The sequence below is a fragment of the Paenibacillus sp. JMULE4 genome (genome assembly GCF_013337105.1).
GTDB lineage: Bacteria > Bacillota > Bacilli > Paenibacillales > NBRC-103111 > Paenibacillus_G > Paenibacillus_G naphthalenovorans.
The window spans coordinates 202,928-225,878 of the sequence record NZ_SGWF01000011.1 but is presented as its reverse complement, the minus strand read 5'-3'; the positions used below and the strand labels follow the sequence as shown (position 1 = coordinate 225,878).

Annotated in this window: 23 protein-coding genes, 1 pseudogene and 1 other annotated feature; of the genes and pseudogenes, 2 read left to right on the top strand and 22 right to left on the bottom strand. The window is 53.1% G+C overall.

Features of this window, described 5'->3' with window-relative positions; all coding sequences use genetic code 11:
* Positions 1-4: 4 nt before the first annotated feature.
* From pheA to EXW96_RS06315, 4 genes and pseudogenes are all read right to left on the bottom strand, one after another.
* Positions 5-888 (bottom strand): annotated as a pseudogene (gene pheA / locus EXW96_RS06330) (prephenate dehydratase).
* The gene (thrB, locus tag EXW96_RS06325; RefSeq protein ID WP_074727160.1) at positions 885-1,865 is read right to left on the bottom strand and encodes a homoserine kinase; all 981 of its coding nucleotides are present in this window, start codon (positions 1,863-1,865) and stop codon (positions 885-887) included. Before thrB ends, pheA begins: the two are co-directional and overlap by 4 nt.
* Before the next feature lie 125 nt (positions 1,866-1,990).
* Positions 1,991-3,277, bottom strand: coding sequence for a homoserine dehydrogenase (locus EXW96_RS06320; RefSeq protein ID WP_174350158.1), 1,287 nt, complete (start codon positions 3,275-3,277; stop codon positions 1,991-1,993).
* Positions 3,278-3,294: 17 nt separating this feature from the next.
* Complete coding sequence (locus EXW96_RS06315; RefSeq protein ID WP_054819709.1) at positions 3,295-3,768, bottom strand: ACT domain-containing protein; 474 nt, start codon at positions 3,766-3,768, stop codon at positions 3,295-3,297.
* A gap of 144 nt (positions 3,769-3,912) precedes the next feature.
* Between EXW96_RS06315 and EXW96_RS06310 the strand changes: the two genes are divergently transcribed.
* Together EXW96_RS06310 and EXW96_RS06305 are read left to right on the top strand one after the other, a co-directional pair.
* Positions 3,913-4,416: an NUDIX domain-containing protein gene (locus tag EXW96_RS06310; protein WP_054819708.1), complete on the top strand. Its 504-nt coding sequence runs from the start codon at positions 3,913-3,915 to the stop codon at positions 4,414-4,416.
* Positions 4,417-4,512: 96 nt separating this feature from the next.
* Positions 4,513-5,298, top strand: coding sequence for an ABC transporter ATP-binding protein (locus tag EXW96_RS06305; RefSeq protein ID WP_062409246.1), 786 nt, complete (start codon positions 4,513-4,515; stop codon positions 5,296-5,298).
* 65 nt (positions 5,299-5,363) lie between these two features.
* Here EXW96_RS06305 and EXW96_RS06300 read toward each other — a convergent pair whose 3' ends face one another.
* The 18 genes from EXW96_RS06300 to radC all read right to left on the bottom strand — a co-directional run bounded on the left by EXW96_RS06300 (position 5,364) and on the right by radC (position 22,905).
* On the bottom strand, positions 5,364-6,419 hold the full coding sequence (locus EXW96_RS06300) for an anthranilate phosphoribosyltransferase (RefSeq protein WP_054819707.1): 1,056 nt from the start codon (positions 6,417-6,419) through the stop codon (positions 5,364-5,366).
* Between the two features lie 67 nt (positions 6,420-6,486).
* Positions 6,487-8,616 (bottom strand): assimilatory nitrate reductase catalytic subunit NasC, encoded by a 2,130-nt coding sequence (gene nasC, locus EXW96_RS06295; RefSeq protein ID WP_174350421.1) that lies wholly within the window; start codon positions 8,614-8,616, stop codon positions 6,487-6,489.
* Between the two features lie 42 nt (positions 8,617-8,658).
* Positions 8,659-9,891, bottom strand: a complete 1,233-nt coding sequence (locus tag EXW96_RS06290; RefSeq protein ID WP_074727157.1) for an MFS transporter — start codon at positions 9,889-9,891, stop codon at positions 8,659-8,661.
* 307 nt (positions 9,892-10,198) lie between these two features.
* On the bottom strand, positions 10,199-11,500 hold the full coding sequence (gene obgE, locus EXW96_RS06285) for a GTPase ObgE (protein ID WP_074727156.1): 1,302 nt from the start codon (positions 11,498-11,500) through the stop codon (positions 10,199-10,201).
* Positions 11,490-12,131 carry a Spo0B domain-containing protein gene (locus EXW96_RS06280; RefSeq protein ID WP_254611266.1) on the bottom strand — a complete coding sequence of 214 codons (642 nt, stop codon included), beginning with the start codon at positions 12,129-12,131 and terminating at the stop codon, positions 11,490-11,492. Before EXW96_RS06280 ends, obgE begins: the two co-directional genes overlap by 11 nt.
* Positions 12,132-12,327: 196 nt before the next feature.
* On the bottom strand, positions 12,328-12,639 hold the full coding sequence (gene rpmA, locus EXW96_RS06275; RefSeq protein ID WP_054819705.1) for a 50S ribosomal protein L27: 312 nt from the start codon (positions 12,637-12,639) through the stop codon (positions 12,328-12,330).
* 19 nt (positions 12,640-12,658) lie between these two features.
* Entirely contained in the window at positions 12,659-12,985 is a 327-nt protein-coding gene (locus EXW96_RS06270) for a ribosomal-processing cysteine protease Prp (RefSeq protein ID WP_054819704.1), read from the bottom strand.
* Between the two features lie 6 nt (positions 12,986-12,991).
* Positions 12,992-13,303 (bottom strand): 50S ribosomal protein L21, encoded by a 312-nt coding sequence (gene rplU, locus EXW96_RS06265; protein ID WP_054819703.1) that lies wholly within the window; start codon positions 13,301-13,303, stop codon positions 12,992-12,994.
* 11 nt (positions 13,304-13,314) lie between these two features.
* Positions 13,315-13,401 (bottom strand) — a sequence feature (ribosomal protein L21 leader region).
* Positions 13,402-13,452: 51 nt separating this feature from the next.
* Positions 13,453-14,691: an Rne/Rng family ribonuclease gene (locus tag EXW96_RS06260; protein ID WP_174350156.1), complete on the bottom strand. Its 1,239-nt coding sequence runs from the start codon at positions 14,689-14,691 to the stop codon at positions 13,453-13,455.
* Between the two features lie 36 nt (positions 14,692-14,727).
* Positions 14,728-15,633, bottom strand: coding sequence for a M50 family metallopeptidase (locus EXW96_RS06255; protein WP_174350155.1), 906 nt, complete (start codon positions 15,631-15,633; stop codon positions 14,728-14,730).
* The gene (locus tag EXW96_RS06250; RefSeq protein WP_174350154.1) at positions 15,626-16,504 is read right to left on the bottom strand and encodes a peptidoglycan DD-metalloendopeptidase family protein; all 879 of its coding nucleotides are present in this window, start codon (positions 16,502-16,504) and stop codon (positions 15,626-15,628) included. The genes EXW96_RS06255 and EXW96_RS06250 overlap by 8 nt, the downstream gene beginning before the upstream one ends.
* A gap of 258 nt (positions 16,505-16,762) precedes the next feature.
* Entirely contained in the window at positions 16,763-17,914 is a 1,152-nt protein-coding gene (locus EXW96_RS06245; protein WP_174350153.1) for an FtsW/RodA/SpoVE family cell cycle protein, read from the bottom strand.
* A gap of 6 nt (positions 17,915-17,920) precedes the next feature.
* On the bottom strand, positions 17,921-18,718 hold the full coding sequence (minD, locus tag EXW96_RS06240) for a septum site-determining protein MinD (protein ID WP_062409250.1): 798 nt from the start codon (positions 18,716-18,718) through the stop codon (positions 17,921-17,923).
* A 19-nt stretch (positions 18,719-18,737) separates the two neighbouring features.
* Entirely contained in the window at positions 18,738-19,403 is a 666-nt protein-coding gene (gene minC / locus EXW96_RS06235) for a septum site-determining protein MinC (RefSeq protein WP_062409251.1), read from the bottom strand.
* Positions 19,404-19,473: 70 nt separating this feature from the next.
* Positions 19,474-19,998, bottom strand: coding sequence for a rod shape-determining protein MreD (gene mreD, locus EXW96_RS06230; protein ID WP_074727151.1), 525 nt, complete (start codon positions 19,996-19,998; stop codon positions 19,474-19,476).
* On the bottom strand, positions 19,995-20,852 hold the full coding sequence (mreC, locus tag EXW96_RS06225) for a rod shape-determining protein MreC (protein WP_083351186.1): 858 nt from the start codon (positions 20,850-20,852) through the stop codon (positions 19,995-19,997). Before mreC ends, mreD begins: the two co-directional genes overlap by 4 nt.
* A 43-nt stretch (positions 20,853-20,895) precedes the next feature.
* Positions 20,896-21,930, bottom strand: a complete 1,035-nt coding sequence (locus EXW96_RS06220; protein ID WP_054819697.1) for a rod shape-determining protein — start codon at positions 21,928-21,930, stop codon at positions 20,896-20,898.
* A gap of 285 nt (positions 21,931-22,215) precedes the next feature.
* Positions 22,216-22,905 (bottom strand): RadC family protein, encoded by a 690-nt coding sequence (gene radC / locus EXW96_RS06215; RefSeq protein ID WP_054819696.1) that lies wholly within the window; start codon positions 22,903-22,905, stop codon positions 22,216-22,218.
* Positions 22,906-22,951 lie beyond the last annotated feature (46 nt).

Genomic DNA, 22,951 nt, shown 5'->3' with positions numbered 1-22,951 from the left:
CTGATTACACCTCCGAAGTTTCGGGCTCATAGGAGTAAGTCGGGTAACAACCCAGGATGCGCACCTGACAGCCGATCGCTTCAATTTCTTGAAGCGCTGCCGGGAGCAATACGGAGTCCATAGAAGCCTCAATGTCGATATAAAAAAATAATTCCCCAGCTTTTTCTTGGTTGGACGCGACTCGATTTTGGACAAGTTGATCCGTCTCCAGGCAAACGCGGACAGCACCTGGTGCAGTGCGCCCGGGTAATCCTCGGGCAGCGTCACGAGGATTGTCGTTTTGCAGCCGGCCGATGTTTTCATGACCGGCTTCTCGCGGCCGATCAGTACGAACCGGGTGTAGTTGTTCTGATGATCCTGTACGCCTGCGGCAAGCGTCTGCAAACGGTACAGCTCGCCCGCGGCCTGAGGAGCCAGCGCCGCTATAGCCGGGTCATTCAGCTCCCTCACCAGCCTGGCGGCTTCGCCGTTGCTGCCGACCTGCTCCAGCTCCACATGCGGCAGATGCTCACGCAAAAACTTTTGACACTGGGCCAGCGTCACACCGTGTGAATAGATTTTGCGGATCCGGCCGCAGCCCTTCTCGAATGCGTCAGGCTCATTCTCCACAGCAAGAATGGAAAGCAGATTAATGGATATCGGGTATACCCATTCCGCTTGAATCGGCAGGTCCACATCATGGACCAGCCAATCCACATGCAGGCTGACCGAGCCCTCGAAGGTATTCTCGATCGGAATGACGCTGAAATCGGTCGTTCCGTCCACGGTCGCGCGGAATACATCGGCGATCAGCTTGCAGTTCACATATTCAAACCCGTCTTTGCCGAGAAAGTAATGGGCGGATTCCTCGGTGAACGTGCCTGGACCCAGGAGGGATACTCGCTTCATGCACGGACCTCTCCTTTTATCTTTTCCAGTAATGTACACCTTTCATCTTCAGGTGTCAACGGGTGCACTTGTACACCGTGCTTGTCCGGGTTCAGCCACATGGTCGTGGCGTCGATCCCCTCCTTCTTCAGCGTGTCCACCATGAACCGCTCCAGCTCCGCTTTGCGGGAGCTTCTCCGATCAACGAGCGCGAGGATCGTCGGACCCGCGCCGCTAAGAGCCACGCCCAAGGCGCCGCGGTCCGTCGCTTCGTCGAGAATTTGACCCAGACCGGGCACAAGAGCCGCCCGGTAAGGCTGATGCAGCGCGTCCTTCATGGCGCATGCGATCATATCGAGCCGCCCGGTGCACAGGGCGGCGACAAGCAGCGACGAATGGCCGACGTTGAAAACGGCATTCTCGAGGCTCTGCTTGCGCGGCAGTACGCCCCGCGCCTTTTCCGTCGACAGTTGGAAGTGAGGGATGGCGACCAGCACTTCCAGCTGTCCGTGCGGTTCCACGCGAATGTGCTCCGCCCGCGTGCCGTCCCAGAAGGCGACGACAAGTCCGCCGAACAGCGACGCCCCGACGTTGTCGGGGTGCTGCTCCAAGCCCGTCGCCATTTGAAACAGCTCGTCATCGGACAGCGGACTGCCGATGAGCGCGTTGGCCGCGGCGAGCGCCCCCACAATGGCCGATGCGCTGCTGCCGAGGCCGCGTGTCAACGGAATTTCGCTGTACATGCCGATGTACAGCTCCGGGTGGCTTACACCGGCCCGCTCGAACACCATCTGCGCCACCTTATAGATAAGGTTGCTCTTATCCGCCGGCACACCCTTGACCTGATCACCGAAGAACTCAATGACGGTTTGTTCGGCAAAGCCCATCTCAATCCATGCATACAAGTCCAGCGCCATGCCCAGCGTATCGAAGCCGGGGCCCAGATTCGCCGTGCTGGCCGGCACCTTAACGAGTACTTTCCTGCTGCTGTTCTCCATTTCTTAATCGCTCCTACCCTTTCGGCTTCCGAATCGCTTCCATCCCGCCGCTTCAAAAGCCTTTGCTGATCATCGGCTCTCCCGCGCTATACTTTCGCAGCAGTCCAACGTATCTTAAAAAATGATTAGCCTTCAACCCGATATACGCTCTTGATCGCTTGAACGACGTCCATCGACTCGAACCGCTTCAGCACTTTAGTCATAGCGGCTTTGTTGGCGTCGTGGGTAATGACAATAATTTCAGCCAGCGAATTCGTGCGATTCGGGTGCTGCAGCACCGACTCCAGGCTGACTTCGTATTCGGCGAACACCTGGGTAATTTGCGCCAATACGCCCGCCTTATCCTCTACATGGAGCAGGATAAAGTTTTTCGAGACGATCTGTTCGTCGGTTTTGAGCTTCTTTTCTTTGTAAGGGACGAATCCGCGGCGACCGTTGATCCCGAGATTCAAATTCCGGACAACCGCCACAAGATCGGCCACCACCGAGGTCGCCGTCGGCATTTCGCCTGCGCCCGGGCCGTAAAACATAGTTTCGCCTACCGCCTCACCGTACACGTATACGGCGTTAAATACGCCATTAACCGATGCGAGCGGATGCGAATGCTTGACCATGGTCGGCTGCACGCTGATGCTGATAGCGTCGTCCTGACGCTCGGCAATGCCGAGCAGCTTCACTTCATAACCGAGACGCTTGCCATAGGAAATATCTTCCTTGCTTACCTTCGAAATGCCTCTTACTTCTACATCGGAGAGCGCCACGTTCGCCCGGAAGCCGAGTGTGCTCAGAATGGTCATTTTCCTTGCGGCATCGAATCCTTCCACGTCGGAGGTCGGGTCAGCCTCGGCATACCCGAGCTGCTGTGCCTCCTTAAGCACATCCTCATAAGCCGCGCCTTCCTGGCTCATTTTCGTCAAAATATAGTTGGTCGTACCGTTGACAATTCCCATGATCTTCGTAATCCGGTCGGACGTAAAGCCCTCGACCAGCGTACGGATAATCGGAATGCCTCCGGCTACGCTCGCTTCATAGAACACGTCGCATCGTTTTTCCGCCGCCCTCGCCAAGATCTCCGGCCCGTGCAGCGCCATCAAATCCTTATTGGCCGTAACGATATGCTTGCCATGATCAAGGGCGGTCAGAATAAGCTTCTTCGACAGCTCAATGCCGCCCATGACTTCAACAATGACGTCGATTTCCGGGTTTTCGACCACATCCCACGGATTTTCCGTCAGTATATCCGAAGACACGCTGATATTGCGGGTCTTGTTTTTATTCTGCACCAATATTTTGGCGATTTCAATCGGAGACCCTGACTGGCTGAGCAGATCGTGCTGATGGTTTTCTACAATGCGAACGACCCCGGTTCCTACGGTACCGAGACCAAGTAATCCTACTTTGATCGGTTTCATACGCTTCCTCCTTATCATTAGCCCTGCCCGACAACCGCGGCGCGGCTGACGCCTTCCTGGCTCCGCAGCTTGTCAAGCAGAAAAGCGACATTCTCGCCCATCATGGACGTTTCCACGGAAATGACCACATTGGCCACTCCTTGAAGCGGAATCGTCTGGTGAATCGTCAGCACATTGCCCTCGAGTCCCGCAATTAGGGCAAGAACCCGGGACAAAATACCCGAACGGTGTTCCAAATCCATGGAGATCGTGACGATCCGCTCACGGTCGAGCTTGCTTAACGGGTAAATGCCATCCTTGTATTTATAGAAGGCGCTCCGGCTCAGCTCGACCTGCTCCACCGCTTCGTGAATCGTCTTCACTTCTCCGCGGGCCAGAAGCTCCTTGGCTTGCACCGTCTTGATCAGCGCCTCCGGCAAAATATCCTCGCGCACCAAGAAATAACGCTCGACGCCATCCGTCTTTTCCTCTGCGACATGTTTGTCCGGCACGGTAACAGTCCTCTCTATAAAGACGATTGTTTTTACCTAGTGGACATTATAACGTAAAAAGCAGTGTTCGGGCAATAGGCTTTCCCATGTAAAATATGATAAATTGGTAAAGAAGCATAAATGCGCCAAAAGGAGAGAGCCGGATTGATTCGAGCCCGCATGATCGCTACTGCACTTCTTTTTCACGATAATGATTTGCTGATGATGAAAAGGTCCCTGACACGCACCCTTTCACCAGGTCTGTGGGCCGCAGTCGGAGGACATTTGGAGCCGGAGGAAATCAATGACCCTCAAGCCGCCATCCTCAGAGAAATTCACGAGGAGACGGGACTGCTTCCCGAAGATATCGCCGACCTCAGGCTGCAGTACATCCTGATTCGGCTGAACCAGAAGGAGGTCCGGCAGCAGTTTATTTATACAGCCAGCGCCCTGCGGCGCGACGTGGGCCTGACGGAAGAAGGGGAACTCCATTGGATCCCCCGCGAACAGGTGCTGAACCGCGAAATCCCTTTTATTTTTCATCGTTTGCTGGAGCATTATTTAGAACGGGGTCCAAGCCGTCATGTGTGGGTTGGAACGGCCGGTTATGACGGAGACGGAAAGGCAACGGTTCACTGGACCGAACTGGCGGACCCGCAGCAGGTGTGAGCAGGCGGCGGCTTGAAAAAGAGCCCGGCCGCGGCTTGAATAAAGTAAAAGTGCTTGAGGGAGAACATCGGACAAGAAGAGAGGAGAAAAACAGTTGTGAATACGGCCTATACGATTGAAGTGAAAAATCTCAGCTACCGCCGGGACGACAAAACGCTGCTGAGCGGCATCGAATGGAAGGTCCGCAAAGGAGAGCATTGGGCTTTGCTCGGGCTCAACGGCTCCGGTAAAACAACGCTGCTGAATATGATTACAGGCTATTTGTGGCCAACCACAGGCGTCATCAGCGTTCTTGGGGAAACGTACGGGTCCGTCGATCTGCGGGAGATGCGCAAATCGATCGGCTGGGTCAGTTCCTCGCTCCAGGAAAAACTATACGCCAGCGATAAAGCGCAGGTCGTTGTACTGAGCGGCAAATACGCCACCATCGGTTTATACGATAAACCCGACGAGAAGGACTATGAACAAGCCTCGGAGCTGATGAAGCGGCTGGGCTGCTCCCATCTGTGGGACCGGACATACCAAACGTGCTCCCAAGGGGAGAAGCAGAAGCTGTTGATCGCCCGTGCATTGATGGCCAATCCACGGCTGCTGATTCTCGACGAACCCTGTAACGGACTCGATCTCTTTGCACGGGAGCAGCTACTGTCGAGCATTGCGGGCCTGGCGGAGCGGCCTGATGCCCCTACCATGCTCTATGTCACGCATCATACGGAGGAAATTCTGCCCGTCTTCACCCACGTCCTCCTGCTGCGCCGCGGTGAGATGTTCGCAGCCGGAGAAACCGGGAAGCTGCTTACCGACGGTACGCTATCCGACTTCTACGAGATGCCGGTGGAGGTGCGCTTCCGAAACGGCCGGGCTTGGCTTGCCGTAGTGTAATCCTCTTGACAAAGCCGGGCCGCAGGCCCGGCAAATCAAGCACTACAGCGTCCGATTCACTTTATTCATCCGTTCGCCTGAAGCCGTCCTCCATAGTCGCTTCGGCTGCTTAAATCGCGCCATTTGTCCAGCAGCTTCTGCGCTTCCTTGCGCTGCAGCAGCGATCGTGCGAGCTGAAAGCCTTCCTCATACGATCCCACCTTATCGAACCAATACAAACGAAGTCCGGCATTAAAGATCACATGATCCCGCTCATTGGCAATTTCCGGGGAATCGTCTCCTTGTACGATTCGGGTCAACAGCTGAAGCTGCCGCTCTTTGCCGCATTTTTCAAGCGGGACCCCGTGAAAGCCGAAGGTGGCCGGATCGATCGTGCTCGCTTCATCGCCCCAAGGCGTTACTTTACGAATGGAGCTGTTCTTGTAGATGGGCAAATCCTCGGATCCCTCCATACCTTGCACAATGTAGGCGGTCTCGAAGCCCGATTTCGGCAGCAGATGGATCAGATGATCAATCGCCGTCTTATGATTGACTCCGATAATGATATTGAGCGAATGCACCGGATTGATCACTTTCTCCACTGTATTGAAAAAGGTTCTGAGCCCCATCTGCTCCCTCACATGCCTTACGCGGCCAAAGGGCGGACAGATCAGGTCGGTCCATATAAATCCGATATTGATGCTCATAAAGATCATTTCCCACTCCTTCGCCTGCAGTCCGACCCGAATCCCCAAGCCTTCAAGAAGCTCTTTCAACGATTGCCCGAGCTTCGGAGGGAGTGAATCGCTGCCGTGCAGCACCTGCGGGAACCCGACGGATGCCAGCAGCAGACTGACAGGGATCGTCACGGGAAAGTACACCCTTCCATCGTAAGGTCCGGCACAGTTCAACGAATGCGAAAAAGAACGGTACGGCAGGGAATATTTGCGAAACACATCGATGAAACCCATCATCTCCTCATCCGCCTCGCCCTTCATCCGCATGGCCATCAGGAAGGCCGCCGTTTGCGCATCCGTAGACTCGCCGCGGGCGATGGCATGAGCGGCGGCTACCGCCTCGTCGTAGGTTAAATGCCTTGAACCCGTTTTTCCGGTGCCTACCGTTTTAATCCATTGCTTCATGATGGTCTCCTCCCCCGGGAAAGTCTAAACAAAAATGGAAAAGAGCGCGTGAAGACGCGCCTACAAATTAACCCGGCATAATGTTTACCGCGCATACTTTGAACTCCGGCATGCGGCAGGCCGGATCAAGCGCCGGATTAGTCAGCCGATTAATGCTCAGATCATCACCCCAATGAAAAGCGACAAACACGGTGTCCTGACGGATTTTGGCGGAATATTTCACTTTGAGCCGGATCTCCCCCCGCTTCGAGGCTACCTTGGCATGGCCGCCATTGATCAGTCCGATCTCCCCCGCCGTTTGGGGATGAATCTCCAGCAGCGGCTCGGGATATCTGGAGTTCAGCTCCGGCGTGCTGCGGGTCTGTACACCGGATAAATAATGCTGCAGCACCCGGCCTGTCGTCAGCAGAAAAGGATATTTCCTGCTGGCTGGTTCTTTCGGGCTCTGATGCGCTATGGGTGCAAGCCGAGCCCGGCCGTCTTCATGTGCAAAGCGCCGTTCGAACAGCCGGGGCGTCCCCGGATGCGCCTTCTCCGGACACGGCCAGAATATCCCACTTTCCTTCTCGATCCGATCGTAGGTCATCCCGTAATAATCCGCTTTTCCTCCTTTGGAGGCCAGTCTCAGCTCGTTAAAAATATCCTCGACACTTGCGTACCGGAAATATGGCCCCTTACCGAGAACCTCCGCGATGTCACAAAGAATTTTCCAATCCAGCCGCGCTTCGCCGGGCAGCGGCCTGATCGCCCGACGCACCATGACCCTGCCCTCCAACTGTGTGATTGTGCCTTCATCCTCCAGATAGGAAGAACCCGGCAGCAGCATATGCGCATGCATTGCCGTTTCCGTTTCGAACAGATCGATAACAAGCAAAAATTTGAGCTTTTTCAGCGCCCGTTCGACCAAATGACTGTTCGGATTCGATACGACCGGATTGGACGCAAGAACAATCAGGCCCTTGATCTCTCCCCGGTCAATCGCCTCCATCATTTCATAGGCGGACACCCCTTGACGGGGCAGCTCTTCTTCCGGGATTCCCCAAACCTTGGCAATGTAAGCCCGGTGTTCGGGATTTTCTATCATGCGGTAGCCCGGAAGCTGGTCCGCCTTCTGACCATGCTCGCGTCCTCCTTGTCCGTTGGCCTGACCTGTAATCGCTCCATACCCGCAGCCGGGCTTTCCGATTTTTCCCGTCAGCAGCACCAGGTTGAGGAAATTTCTGACGTTGGCGACTCCGCTGGCATGCTGCTCTACGCCCCGCGCCGTGAAAACCATCCCCGTCTCCGCCTGCCCGTACATCCGGGCCGCTTCGACAATCAGCCGGGAAGGAATCCCGGTAAGCTCGGCAACCTCGTCCAGGGAAACCTGCATCAAATGATCCGCGAGCTCCGCAAACCCGTTCGTCCGCTCCTTTACAAAAGCATGATCGACATACCCTTCCTCCACAATGACCTTGAGCAGCCCGTTCACAAGGGCCGCATCGTAGCCGGGTTTGATCTTGAGATGAAGATCCGCAATGGAGCAGGTTGCCGTTTCCCGCGGATCGATCACGATGATTTTACAGCCCTCCTGCCTTGCCTTGCGAAAATACGGCATAATCGTCGGTTGGCATTCGGCAATGTTCGTGCCCGCCAGAATAATGCATTTGGCTAACGGCACCTCCGACAGCGGATTCGTCAGCCCGCGATCCACACCAAAGGTGAGGTTCGACGCCCCGGCGGCCGCCGACATGCAGAAGCGGCCGTTGTAATCGATATATTTGGTCTGTAATGCGACCCGCGCGAATTTCCCCAGCAAATAGCTTTCTTCATTTGATAATGAACCGCCGCCATAGACGCCAATGGCATCGTTACCGTACTGCTGTCTTATGCCTTCGATTTCCGCTTTCACCCTCTCCAGCGCCTGATCCCAAGATACAGGACTGAGCGTACCGCCGATCCGGATCATCGGGTATCGCAGCCTCCGGTCGTGGGTCGCATGCACATGCGCGTTCAACCCCTTGACGCAGAGCCTGCCGTCCGTAACCGGATCCTCCTTGTTCGGGGTGACCGAATAGCGGCTTACCATGATCGACTTTTCCTCATGCAGATTCATCGTGCATTGCACACTGCAGTAAGGGCATTCGGTTTTGACCGGTTTTTCTCTGGATGCCAAAGCAGCCTGCCTCTTTTGAAAATGCCTCAGAAATTCGCTCATCGTTCTTTCACGCACCTTATCGTTCACCTAAGTAGCTTTCGATTAAAAATTGACGCCCGAGTCCGTCGTAGCCCAGGACTTCCTCCAGCTGCGGGTCACCGCGTAAAACACAAGCGTAACGACCAGTACGATGGAAGCCACCACGATAAAGCCGGTCACGTGTGTTCCCGTCGCCTGCTTTAACGGACCCAATATGTTGTTGGGCAGCAAGAATCCGCCCAAACCGCCCGCTGCCCCTATGATCCCCGTCACCACTCCGATTTCTTTAGGAAAGCGTTGAGGCACGATCTGGAACAGCGAGCCGTTGCCCATGCCCAGGCATGCCATCATAATACTTGTCAATACCAGCATAACCATAAAGGAGCCCGGCATTGTCGAGATGGCGAAAGCGCAGAGCGCCACGGCCGAATACAACCCCAGCATGAAGCGCATGCCGCCGATACGGTCGGCGATATAGCCTCCGACCGGCCGGAAGAAGCTGCCGGCAATGACCGTAATCGTCACAAGATAGCCGACTTCCACCCGGGTAATTCCGCCCTGTACCGTTTGATCCCCGTACACATCGTAAAAGAAAATGCTGAAATAACTGGAAAATCCGACGAATCCTCCGAACGTAACGGCATAGAATACGCAAAACCACCAGGTATCGGCATATTTGAAGGCGGCTAAATAATCCTTAAGCTTTTTGGGTTCCGGCTGATTCGGACTGTCCTTTGCCATCAGGGTAAATGCGATCAGTACGAGAACAAGCGGAATGATCGCCATTCCGAATACGTTGTGCCAACCGTACGAGGCCGCCAGCTGCGGTCCAAAGAAGGTTGCCAGTGCCGTACCGCTGTTGCCTGCTCCGGCGATTCCCATCGCAAGCCCTTGATACTGCGGCGGATACCAGCGGCTGGCCAGAGAGAGGGATACGGCGAAGCTTGCTCCCGCAATACCCAGAAGAAAGCCCAGAGCTTGCAGCTGGCTGAAGCTTGTGCCGCCAAGCCAACCCCACAGAAGCGGAATGATCGTCAGCACCATCCCGATGATGCCTGCTTTCCGGGAGCCGATCCGATCGGCCAGAATCCCCATCGGAATCCGGAACAGGGAGCCGCCGAGCGTCGGAATGGCGACCATCGTCGCTTTCTGGGCATCCGTCAGGTTAAAATCCTTAGTAATGTACAGCGAAAGCGCCCCGCAAAGAACCCAAATCATAAAACTGACATCAAAATAGAGGAATGATGACAATAAACTTGGGAAATGACCTGCCTTGCGAAAGTTTTTTAGATCCACTCCACTCTACCTCCCATAATTTTACCTTGTTTTCTCTCTTTTTGTCTAGTTTGTGTAAAGATTAATTACATGGTTATACTATACAATCGGAAAACAGAAAGTTCAATAGGTTTCCCGAAAAAAAGTTCATGTTTTTCTTGATGAATATTTTAATGATTCATATTTTACTACTTATTTCTGTTTATTGACGAACATTAGATTCAATTCTAAATATTAATGTACGTGTTTATTCACAATAAAAAACACCAACCTAACATGTTTGTGACATGAAAGATTGGTGTTGGCGGCAAGTTCGCTATCGGTCATCCTATTCCTGCTCCACGAACTCAAATTCATAATCACCGATTCGGATCGTTTGACCATCCTTGGCGCCGCGTTCGCGAAGTGCTGCGTCGATCCCTTTCTTTCTTAAAATACGGGCAAATCGCATAACGGATTCATGAGTGCTGAAGTTGGTCCGTTTGATCAGTTTCTCTATACTTGGACTTTCAATAACAAAAGCCTCGTTATCCCGGCGAATGGTAAAGTCTTCCCCTTCTTCCCTTTCCAGCCGATATACCTTACGCTCCGATAAGTCAGCCAATTCTTCCACCAGAGGCATTTCAGGAATCGTTTCCAGCTGGTCGGCCACTTTATACAGCAATTCCTGCACACCGCTTTTCGCTATAGCCGAGATCGGGCATATCGTCACATCACGGCCCGTTTCGGCAAGCCGCCGCTTAAACTCGGCCAAATGCTCCTCCGCACCGGGCATATCCATTTTATTGGCTGCAATGATCTGAGGGCGTTCTTCCAGCTTGGCGTTATAAAGTTTCAGCTCACCGTTGATTTTTTCCCAATCCTCGAAAGGATCGCGGCCTTCCGTACCCGCCATATCCACGACATGGACGATGATGCGGGTGCGCTCGACATGACGCAAAAATTCGTGCCCCAGGCCGACGCCTTCGTGCGCCCCTTCGATAAGGCCCGGAAGATCGGCCATCACAAAACTGCGTCCGTCCCCGACCTCGACAACGCCCAAATTTGGCGTAAGCGTCGTAAAATGGTACGCCCCGATCTTCGGCTTGGCCCCGGATACAACGGATAACAGGGTCGATTTCCCCACGCTCGGAAAGCCTACCAGGCCCACGTCGGCCATTACCTTGAGCTCCAGCACCACCCAGCGCTCTTCGCCTTCCTCACCGTTCTCAGCGATTTCGGGAGCCGTATTGTTCGCCGTCGCAAAGCGGGTATTCCCACGGCCGCCGCGTCCTCCTTTGGCAACAACGACCTCTTGGCCGTGCCGCGTCAGATCGGCGATGATTTCCTGCGTATCATCATCGATAACAACGGTGCCCGGAGGCACTCGTACAATCAGATCCTCCGCATTCGCTCCGTGCTGGCTTTTGTTGCGGCCTTTTTCGCCGCGCTGCGCTTTAAAATGCTTTTGATAGCGAAAATCAACCAAGGTACGAAGTCCCTCATCAACACGAAAAATGACGTCGCCTCCGTCGCCTCCGTCGCCTCCTGCGGGACCGCCTTCCGGAACGTACTTTTCCCTCCGGAAAGCAACCAATCCGTCGCCTCCGTCGCCGCCCTTCACATAAATCTTGGCCTTATCAACAAACATCACAGTCACCCTCTTTATGTATCACATCCGCGTAGGTCCAATAAAGCTTCCATACGATCTTACGTTCCCCATTTTGCGCCTCGAGCTTTGAACCGCCTTCAGCCAGCCGTTTGGCGTTTAGCTGCGCTTCCTTTTGTGCTATGCGCTCGTTGATGTAAGCTCCTTCATATACAGCCGTCAGCAGCAGCCGCTGCCCTTCGCGGCTTAGACGAAGAACAAGAAAGCTTTCATCTTCCATTGAAGCTGTCGCCTCTTCTTTAAATGCATCAAGCACCGCAATAATCTCTTCGGCGGATGCCTCCGGATGCTCCAACTCCGAAAGGTGAACTTCTTCTTCTAACCGGATGTCAAGCGCAAGCTCCTTCACCTCGGCTTGAAATGTCAGCAGATGCAGGATCAGATGGGGAATTCCCAGCTTGGAAATATAGCTTTCCTGTTGTACTTTCGCTTTTATTTTCTCCATTAACGGTGATAATTTATCATACTTTTTTAACTGCACGTATCCCATGAGAATTTGAATATCGTTCATCCAATCGTGACGGTAGTGGTTAAACAAACGAAGTATACGCTGGTCCGGATCGTCATTCAAGGGATCGGTTATAGAGGTACGGCCTTGAGGTTCCAATGTCATGCCTTTATCTCTCCGTTTCCGGTTCATCCTTCATCCATACAGTATATCATTTCGGCCATCAAAACTCATCCTATTGTCCAAACCGTTCAAACCGGACCTTCATCCGACGACTCAGTCCCCGGCAACAAATCCGTTTCAGAAGCAGAAAAACCCCGGCGAACATCGATCGCCAGGGTTTTGGTCGTTGACGGGTAATTTACACTTCTACCGCGGCGGCTACCGGAGCAGTCGTCACAGGGTAGACGCTCACTTTCTTGCGGTCGCGGCCATAACGCTCGAATTTCACAATGCCTTCAACCTTTGCAAAAAGCGTATCGTCGGAGCCGATACCCACATTGTTGCCCGGGTGAATTTTCGTTCCGCGTTGACGCACCAGGATGCTGCCTGCCGTTACCTTTTGCCCGTCGGCACGCTTCACGCCAAGACGCTTCGCAATACTGTCACGGCCGTTCTTCGTAGAACCTACACCCTTCTTGGATGCGAACAACTGAAGATTTAATTGCAACATGTCTGACTACCTCCTTACTTCAATGATATGTTATTGCTATATATGCGCCATACGATTGTTCTATGGTTTGCAGCATGACTACCATACCTTCCAGCAGTAGCTGCATCTTTGCGTCAATTTCCGCTTCCAGCTCTTTGGGAATGGTCACCAGAAGCAAACCATGCTCCATATCGGTGCCCAGCACGTGTCCCGTTAAAGCTTCAACGGCATTTACCGCCCCGACAGTAACGGCAGAGACACCGGCACAGACAATATCCTTACCGGGTTCGTCATACTCTGCATGACCTTCCACGCTAAAGCGTTCAATCCGTCCGTCCTGTCCACGATAAATCTCGATCCGAATCACGGTTTCTTACGCCTCGATCTTCTCGATGACAACTTTCGTGTAAGGTTGACGATGACCTTGCTTGCGGCGATAGTTTTTCTTCGCTTTATACTTGTAAACGATGATTTTCTCGCCTTTGCCGTGCTTCTCCACTTTCCCGGAAACCGAAGCGCCGGAAACCAGCGGAGCGCCAACCACCAAACCGCTATCTTTGGAAACGGCCAGCACACGGTCAAATTTCACCGCTTCGCCTTCGCCTGCGTTCAGCTTCTCGACGTATACAACATCGCCTTCCTGAACCTTGTACTGCTTTCCACCTGTTTCAATAATTGCGTACATTGTTGCACCTCCCCATGTCTCAGACTCGCCTAAAGCCAGGTAATAAGACCTTTAAGGCCTTATGCTTCATGACCCGCTTCGCGCGGTTACAGCATGCTATAGCAACACACTAAAATATCTTATCACATAACGGTCTTTCAATGCAACGCCTATTTTATGAAATCGGCAAAGCCGCTGCCGCCGCAAGCCGAACACGGCTCCGGCGCTGTCGTTTCCATGCTGTCGCGGACCTTTTTGCGGGTCAGTTCAACAAGACCAAGCCTAGTCCAGCCGACAACCACCGTTTTGGTACGGTCCTTCCTCGTTTCCCGAATGAGCTCTTCAAGCACCGCTTGCCGGTAATCGTCCGTTTCCATATCGATAAAATCAATGATGATCAGTCCCCCGATATCTCTCAGCCGCAGGAGCCGGGCAATTTCCCGCGCCGCCTCCATGTTCGTATCGAACACCGTGCGCTCCAAATCGATCGTTCCGGTATATTTCCCCGTATTCACATCAAATACGGTCAGCGCTTCTGTCCGGTCTATAATCAAATACCCCCCGTTATCCAGCCATACCTTGCGTTTCAACCCGTTCTCCAGCTGCCTGGCAACCGATTCCCCGATGGACCGATCCGTTGCCGACTGCAGCTTCACTCTGTCCGCAAGCCCTGAAGAACCGGCGGGAATCAGTCCGCGAATTTCCTGCAGCGTTCGTTCGGAGGTCACAATGAGCTCCTGAACATCGTCCCGGAACAAATCGCGAATGAGTCTGGGAAGCATCTCCAAATCGCTGTATAGCAAACGCGGCGCCGGCGCATCCAGCTTGGCGGCTTCCTCCAGCTGGCGGTAGCGTCCGCGCAGCTCGATCAGGTCGGCGGCAAGCGCTTCTTCCGATTCCCTGAGAGCCGCCGTCCGTACGACAAAGCCTTCGCCAGGTTGTAAATGCCGCTCCGCTATCCGTTTCAGCCGGTCCCTGTCCGCCGGGTTTTCAATCTTGCGTGAGACGCCGATATAATCGGCATGCGGCATGTACACCCCGTAACGGCCCGGGATGGAATAGTGCGTCGTCACCTTGGCACCTTTATTTCCGACAGGTTCCTTGACGACTTGTACCATAATTTGCTGTCCTTCCTTGACCAAATCATGAATGGACGGCTTTTCCTTCGGCTGCCTGTCCATATGGGCCGGCAATACATCGTCGATATACAGGAATCCGTTCTTCTCAAGGCCGACATCGACAAAGGCCGACTGCATGCCCTGCAGCACCCGGACGACCAGCCCGATATAAATGTTGCCGGCCAGCTGGCCCTGATTCCGCTTTCCTTTATAATATTCCATCAGCTTGCCGCTCTCCAGAACGGCGACCTCGGTATGCTCATCATCGCTATTGACCCATATCCGTTTCATGTCCAGCAACACCTCGGCCTTATTGTACCATATTCCTCAGACGAAAAGCTCGGAAACCGCCCTTCCTCTTTTTGTCTCGTCAAAATAAGATTCGAGCAGCGTACGTTCGGGTAAAACATGGCTGATATACCCGTGATCGTCAAGCACATAAATCAAATGATAGCGATCCCGCATAAACAACCGCACCACGTCCGCCACTTTGCGCTGGCCGTGAACCACAATCGGTCCGGCGGGGGCCCCCTGCACCCATGCTTTTTTGAGCCGCGACTCCCTGTGAACCAAAAAACGCATGAACCGGTAAGGAAGTCCCCGTAACTCGTACCAATTCGAGAAGCATAAAAATAAACCAATCATCAGCCAATTGAGCTGAATGCCGCCCTGCTCCGTCGACAAATGAAAGGCGGATGCGGCGATCAGCAGCACACTGAGCAGCAGGCTGGCTACGGCGGCAACCTGCAGCGTCTTTTGGTAGGGCAGCCATAATCCGACCAGTGTCTGCATGACCTTCCCGCCGTCCAGCGGCAGCACCGGCAGAAGATTAAAAAGCGCAATAAGCAGATTCGCTTTGACAAAATAGGCTCCCCATTCCGCCGGGAGCAGGCCATAAGCCGTAAGCACAACCGCGACCAGCATCATCCAAAGGTTCTGCAGAGGTCCGGCCAAGGCAACAACCAGATCCTGGACGGCGGGTACGCCGCCCGGCTCCTCTACTACCGCCACCCCGCCGAAAGGCAGAAGCTGTACTTCCTTCACACGCCAGCCGAAGCTTTTGGCGGCAACGACATGGCCCATTTCATGAATAAATACGATGCCGAATAAGGTAGCTGTTTCGATAAAATATCCCGTCAGCACGGAGATCAGCAGCATGATGGAAAAGAGCGGGTGAAAACGGTATTTGACCCCGTACCAGACATTCCAGGACAGCCTTTTTCCCCTAATCAAAAGGGACCACGTCCGTCGGATCGACAGGATTGCCGTCTTTTGAAACGGCAAAATAAAGCGATCCGGACGATTGTCCCTGCCGCGGCGGGGATACCGTTCCGATCGTTTCTCCTCCTTTGATCCAATCCCCGACTTTCACTTTCCCCTGCTCCAGCTGCCCATAGACCGATTCCATGCCTGACGAGTGGCGAAGAACGACCGTAAACCCCGTATCCTCCCTCAGCCCCGCAAAGGTAACGAGCCCCGTGTCCAGAGCCGATACCGGGGTTCCCGTCTTTGCCTCTACAAGTACTCCTCCTTGAACGGGAGTAAAGGCAGCGATCAATTTCCCCTGGACAGGAGGGAAATAATGCCTTGAGCCAGCGGACACTTTCTGCGCATCCTGATGCTTTGACGAATCGAATACGGGCAGGAAGGACGGTACGCTGCCGAACGTAACCTCATACCAAGCGGAGAGGAAGGCTGTGTCGATCGACTCCGTCAGCGCGCCCGTTACCACTTCTTTTCCTTTATTAGCCAACGGGTGCTCCACTTGAAACATGCCCCACACCAAAGCAAATAAAACACCGCTCAGCATGATTCGGACGGCCAAACGGTTTGTCCGAGGCTCTGACGGGCCTCCGCCGTTTTCTTCGTAGGAATGCTCATACCGCGACCACTCCCGCTGCAGCTTGCGCTTCCATTCCACCTCGGGATCATGCCGATGTTCTATCGCCCTGCCCCAATCCATTTCCGGCCCATTTAAGCTCCTCTCGGCCGGAAATTCCATATGAGAAGGTTCCGGCCCCCCATACCTGCGGCGCGGACCGCCTTCCTGAAGCTTACGGATTTTTTCCATCCGCCGCTCGCGAACGTTTTTCCTCGTCTCCATCCCAATACTCCCCCTTGCCGCAAGAGCTTGCCTATTCCATCCTATGAGCTTGTACCCGCAAATATACGAGTTCCAACGGCACTCGGCAGCAAGAAGGTTTGCGGTCCTTTTCCGCACCTTATAATGAAAAAGGATGAGGCGCCGTGAACACGGCTCCCCACCCTGCTTTTAGAATTAGCGAAGATGACGGCATGCCAAAAGGACTTGGCGGACCACTTGCCGCAAAGTCCCTTTACTTCCGAATTTGCCGATGCCGCATCATTCCTCATCGAGCAGTTTATCGTCATGCAGACGGACGCTCATCACCAATCCCATCGCGATCATATTAATCAGCAGCGAGGTGCCCCCGTAGCTGATGAAGGGAAGCGTAATTCCCGTGAGCGGCATAATGCCGATCATCATTCCGACATTCTGGAACACTTGATAGACCAGCATGGAGACAATGCCGATAATCATGTATGAGCCGGTATAATTATTACAATAAAGAGAAATCAGAATCATGCGGTAAATCAGGACAAAATACATAAGCAGCAAAATCGAAGAGCCGACAAAACCGAACTCTTCTCCTACCACTACAAAGATGGAATCCGTATAGGCAACGGGAATAAACCCGCTGTGGATGGATGTTCCCTGCAGATAGCTTTCCCCTAGCAAGGATCCGGAGCCAATGGCGCGAATCGCATTGTCCACATGGTATTTCGCATCGTTGGTCGCGGCGGAAGGATCGATTAAGGTAAGAATCCTCGGCATCCAGTGCGTGGATATGCCTTTGGCCACAAGGAATTCCTTCAGGGGATCGTGGTACAGCTTGAATAAATATAAAAACAGATAAGCGAACCCGACAATCAAGCCCCCGCCAATAACACCGTGCGTCCAACGGATGTTGCCGATCCAAATCATGCCGAGCAGGATAACGCCCAATATTATCGCATTACCCAGGTCCGGCTGAATGACGACCAAGCCAATGGGCAGTATGCCGAGCAGGAGGATCGGGAGGACATCCTGAGTCAATCCCAGCGTCTCCCCCTTGTTGCGCGCCATAAAAGCCGCTAAACTAATGATCAAAATGATCTTCACGAGCTCGACCGGCTGAAAATCAAGTCCAAACGGCAGCTTGAACCAGCCTCTTGCTCCGTTAATTCTGGCGCCGAAGAAATAAACGGCAACCAACAGAAAAATTCCGATACCATATAAATAATACCAGATTTTCGCCAACACTCTGTAATCCAAAAGGGTCGTAACGAAAAAAGCGGTAAGCGAAATAATATAGATCACCGTCAGCTTCACAGGGTCGAATACTTCGGAGTGATTATATCTCGTCGCGCTATAAAGCAGAAGCGTACTGATCACCATGAAAGAAATAAGGATAAGCACGATGGTGAAGTCGATTTTTTTTAGTTTGTGCAGCACCTTGCGTCATCCTATCCCAAGAAACTTTTTCATTCGAGTGAAGACACCGGTTTTTTCTTCCATAGGCATCAGCGGAACGGAATCTCCAAGAATACGGCGTGCAATGTTCCGGTAGGCAATAGCGGCGCGCGAGTTCGGGTTCATGACCGTAGGCTCTCCGATATTCGCCGTTTTAATGACATATTCATCGTCAGGCACGATGCCCAACAGGTCGATGGCCAGCACGGAACAGATCTCATCGATATCGAGCATTTCCCCTTTTTTGACCATGTTCGGGCGAATCCGGTTGATGACGAGCTTCGGCGACTCCACATTCGGCTCTTTCTCAAGCAGCCCGATAATCCGGTCTGCGTCCCGTACGGCGGCGTTTTCCGGCGTAGTCACGACGATCGCTTTGTCGGCCCCTGCCACTGCGTTCTTGAAGCCCTGCTCGATACCTGCCGGACAGTCGATAATCACATAATCGAAATCGCGTTTGAGCTCCAGTACAATTTGTCTCACCGCGTCGGGCGATACCGCATGCTTGTCCTTTGTCTGTGCCGCAGGCAGCATATAAAGCTCGTCAAACCGCTTGTCTTTCACCAAAGCTTGCGGCAGACGGCAGCGGCCTTCGGCCACGTCGATCAAATCATAAATGATCCGGTTTTCGAGACCCATGACCACATCGAGGTTGCGGAGACCGATGTCCGTATCCACCATCACGACCTTCTTCCCCTGCAGCGCCAAAGCCGTCCCGATATTGGCGGACGTCGTCGTTTTGCCAACGCCCCCCTTGCCTGAAGTAATGACGATTGCGTCTCCCATAGGTTCCTCTCCTTATCCTTCAAGTGCGCCCAAATAACCCGAACTTGTACAAGTGATGGATTTTGTCGATCTCCATTTTACCGTCTTTTACATAAGCGAACTCCATATAAGTATCGAAGCTGTCGCTAAGATCCCACTCATCCGGGGGACGGCTGATAATTCCTGCAATTCTAAGCTGCGTAGGCCGCATATGAGAAGCTGCGATGACAGCCTTCTCATCCCCGTCCACGCCCGCATGCGCCATACCGCGCAGCGAGCCCATAATATAGATGCTTCCCGAGCTGAGAATGGTTCCGCCCGGGTTCACGTCTCCTAAGAACAAAATATTCCCTTCATGCGAAAGCGTCTGTCCCGATCGTACCATTCCCCTTACCAATTTGACGTTCCCCGGGTCCGGTTCCGTTCTTTCCAGCGACGGGTCCTGCGTTTCGACCGATTGGACCAGCAGGTTGCCTCTGCAGCTGATGATGCTGCGTACCTGTTCTTTCTGCTCTTCCGTTACCGCGCGGCTTCCCAGCTTCACATGCACATGAATGATCGGCCCGGTCAAAATCTGTTGATGCGTTTTTTCCAGCTTGTGTTTTAATTCCGCTAGGACATCAGAGAACTCGCAGGTATCGTCAAGCAAAAATACGAGTCCGTCTTTTACGCCTTTTATCGTCACATGATGCTTATTTGCAGACATAACCGCTCTTACCCCCTAAGCCTATACAATTCGGCTTGGCGACGGCGTTCTCCTGCTCCTCCGCAGAAAATTATTCTTCTTTCCTCTGCTTTAAAGAAAGTCCCTCAAACAGCTTCCGTATCGGAACATAAACAGCAAGCGCAAACAGCAGGTTAATCAGCATGCTCGGCAGCATTTGATAAAAGAATACCCACTGGAACTCCGTATGAATAACGCGAAACAAACGATACAAACCGAATATGACCGAATCGTAAAACAAATTTCCCATACCGATCACAAGCATGCTGATCACGATGCTGGAATACACCCGGCCCTGCAGGAGACCGGCCAAATAACCGGAGAGACCAAGTCCGAACGAAACCGGGCCGAGCATGGGTGAATAATGAATGAAATCCTGCAGCATACCGAAAATAAGTCCGAACATAAGTGCCGTATGACGATGAACATACAGCCCGATATATAGAACAATGACCAGCAGGAGGTGCGGAACGACATATACCTTCGTTTGCCAGGCTGTTGGAATCAACCAAGGCACCAGGCTGCTCTCAAGTAAAAACAGACCGCCCAAAATCAACCAAAGCTTCGTATGATTCATGACGACTCACCCAGCTCGGGCACTTCTACGACGAACACTTCGCGAAGATGGTTAAACGAAGCGAAAGGCTGAATGTTGGCCACGTAGGTGATGCCGAATTCGCCTTGCTTTTTCTCGACCACCTTTCCTACTTCGATGCCGCTCGGGAATACCAGACCTCTTCCCGAAGTAATGACCGTATCGCCGGGCTGAATCGGATCCTTCGGATCAATCTTGGTCATCAGCAGCGTCTGCGAATCAGAATCGAACGTCTCAATGAAGCCGAACGATTCGTTCTCCTTGCCCTTCACCGTTACGGAGATCGCTTTGGACTCCAGCGCCGCTTTGTCGTCAATTCCGGTAAGCAGCTGTACGTCGGAATAAAAAGAAGATACGCCGACCACCCTTCCGATCAGGCCCTCCACCGACATGACGGCCATATTGGGCCGGATTCCGTCCTTTTCGCCCAGATTGACCGTCATCATCTTATTGCCCTGATTGAAATAAACGACCTCGGCTATCCGGAATTTATAATCGTTCATTTGCTTCTGCCGTTCGGTAAAACCCAGAGCATCCTGCAGCCGTTTGTTCTGCTGCTCGAGGTCGTTCAATCGGGTCGTATCGCGGGCATACTTGGTCAACGTCTGACGCAGCACCTGATTTTCTTCATAGATGGTACGCAGCTGTCCGATATTTTGAAAAAACCCGACGATGGCGCCGACAGGCTTGTACACCAGTCCCTGGGTCCAAGAAATGGTATCCTTCAGAAACTTTTCCGGCCATGTATTATAATTTCGCTGCCCGGACGTAAGACCCATCAGCACAATAAAGCAAATCAGGCCCAGCATCAGCAAGAGCAGCCTCTTATTCCCCATTAATCTCAATGCTTACACCTTCCAATACGAGAGGCTGTAATTTTTAACGCCGGGCTTTGACGGCAGGACCGGACCTCGTCTTGAACAAGTGAATGTTGTCAAGCGCCCTCCCTGTGCCGATCGCAACGCAATCGAGCGGATTGTCGGCCACCAGCACAGGCATCCCCGTTTCACGGGAAAGCAGCTTGTCCAGATTGCGAAGCAAGCCTCCGCCGCCCGTGAGCACAATACCCCGATCCATGATGTCGGCCGCAAGCTCCGGAGGACATTTCTCAAGGGTTATCTTTACGGCATCCACAATGCTGTTCACCGTATCTGCAAGAGCTTCGGTAATTTCATCCGAGGTCACGGACATCGTTTTGGGCAGCCCCGTCACCAGATCCCGGCCCCGGATTTCAAATCTCTGCGGCGGGTCCAACGGCAGCGCGGAACCGATCTCCACCTTGATTTGCTCCGACGTCCTCTCACCGATCATCAAATTGTAGGTGCGTTTGATATATTGAATAATCGCCTCGTCCATCTCATCGCCGGCTACACGAATGGAACGGCTTGTGACAATACCTCCGAGGGAAATGACGGCCACCTCGGTCGTACCGCCGCCAATATCGACCACCATGCTGCCGGTCGGCTCCCATACCGGCAAATCGGCGCCGATCGCCGCTGCGAACGGCTCCTCGATCGTATAGGCGTCGCGGGCTCCGGCCTGCCGCGTCGCATCCTCCACCGCGCGTTTTTCCACTGCAGTGATCCCGGACGGAACACACACCATCACGCTGGGGTGACGCTGAAACAAAAAGCGCTGCTTTTGCGCTTGACGTATAAAATATTTGATCATCGTCGCCGTTGTGTCAAAATCGGCAATCACACCGTCTTTCATCGGACGGATGGCCCGAATGTTGCCCGGTGTGCGCCCGATCATTTTCTTTGCGTCGTTGCCTACCGCTTCGATGGTTTTCGTATCGGTGCGAAGTGCAACGACGGAAGGCTCGCGAACGACGATACCTTTGCCTTTGACATAAACCAATGTGTTGGCCGTCCCCAGGTCAATCCCCAGATCTTTTGTAAATCCTCCGAACATGGTTGGTGCTCCCTTCTCTATTAAAAGACGCGCATTCCGCGGAATTAGTTTTCAATTTTGATTAAAAAAACGGATTTTCAGCCGCTTATTTCAGGTACCGCCTTAAGTATGAAGCGTCATTCCCAACATAAGCCCATCCAATTCCGTGATTTGGCATTATAAACCTCTGACCGTCAAAAGAAGATTCGGAGGGATTCGCTTTCTGATGCTTTCAGAAAAGCCCCCGCCGCAACCTCCGTGCAGCTTTGCCGAATCGTCTTTGATCAAGAAGCCTTACTTATTATATTACATCAATCCAAGCTCCTTCAAACTTACGAAGCGTTGATCGCCGATCACGATGTGATCCAGCACATCGATCCCTACGATGTCGCCTGCTTGCACAAGCCGCTTCGTAATTTGGACATCTTCCGGACTCGGAGTCGGATCGCCGCTCGGGTGATTATGAGCGCAAACAATGGAAGCGCTGCTGCGCTTAATGGCTGCGCGGAACACCTCGCGGGGATGAACGATGGACGCATTCAGACTGCCCATCGATACGGTCTCCTGACCGATCACATGATTTTTGGTATTCAGAAACAGACAAACAAAATGCTCTTTTTGCAAATAACGCATATCCTCCATCAAAAGTGACGCCACATCCTGCGGAGATCGAATCGTAACCGTTTCGTTCATGGCGCTTCGGGCAAGCCTGCGGCCCAGCTCGATGCCCGCTTGAATCTGCAGCGCTTTGGCCGCGCCGATCCCTTTGATTTGGGTAAACTGCTCGATGCTCATGTCGGTCAGGCTCCTCAGCCCGCCGCTTTCCTTCAATAACCGATGCGCGACATGGACGGCCGATTCCTGAAACGTGCCCGTTCTGAGCAAAATCGCTAGCAGCTCCGCGTTGCTTAATGCTTGAGCCCCATACTGTATCATGCGTTCTCTAGGTCGTTCTTCGTTTGGGACATCGCGCAATGTATAATTGAGCGATTCCATGCATTCCCCTCTTTCATATAGTCTTTGTTCGAGCATCCATTATATC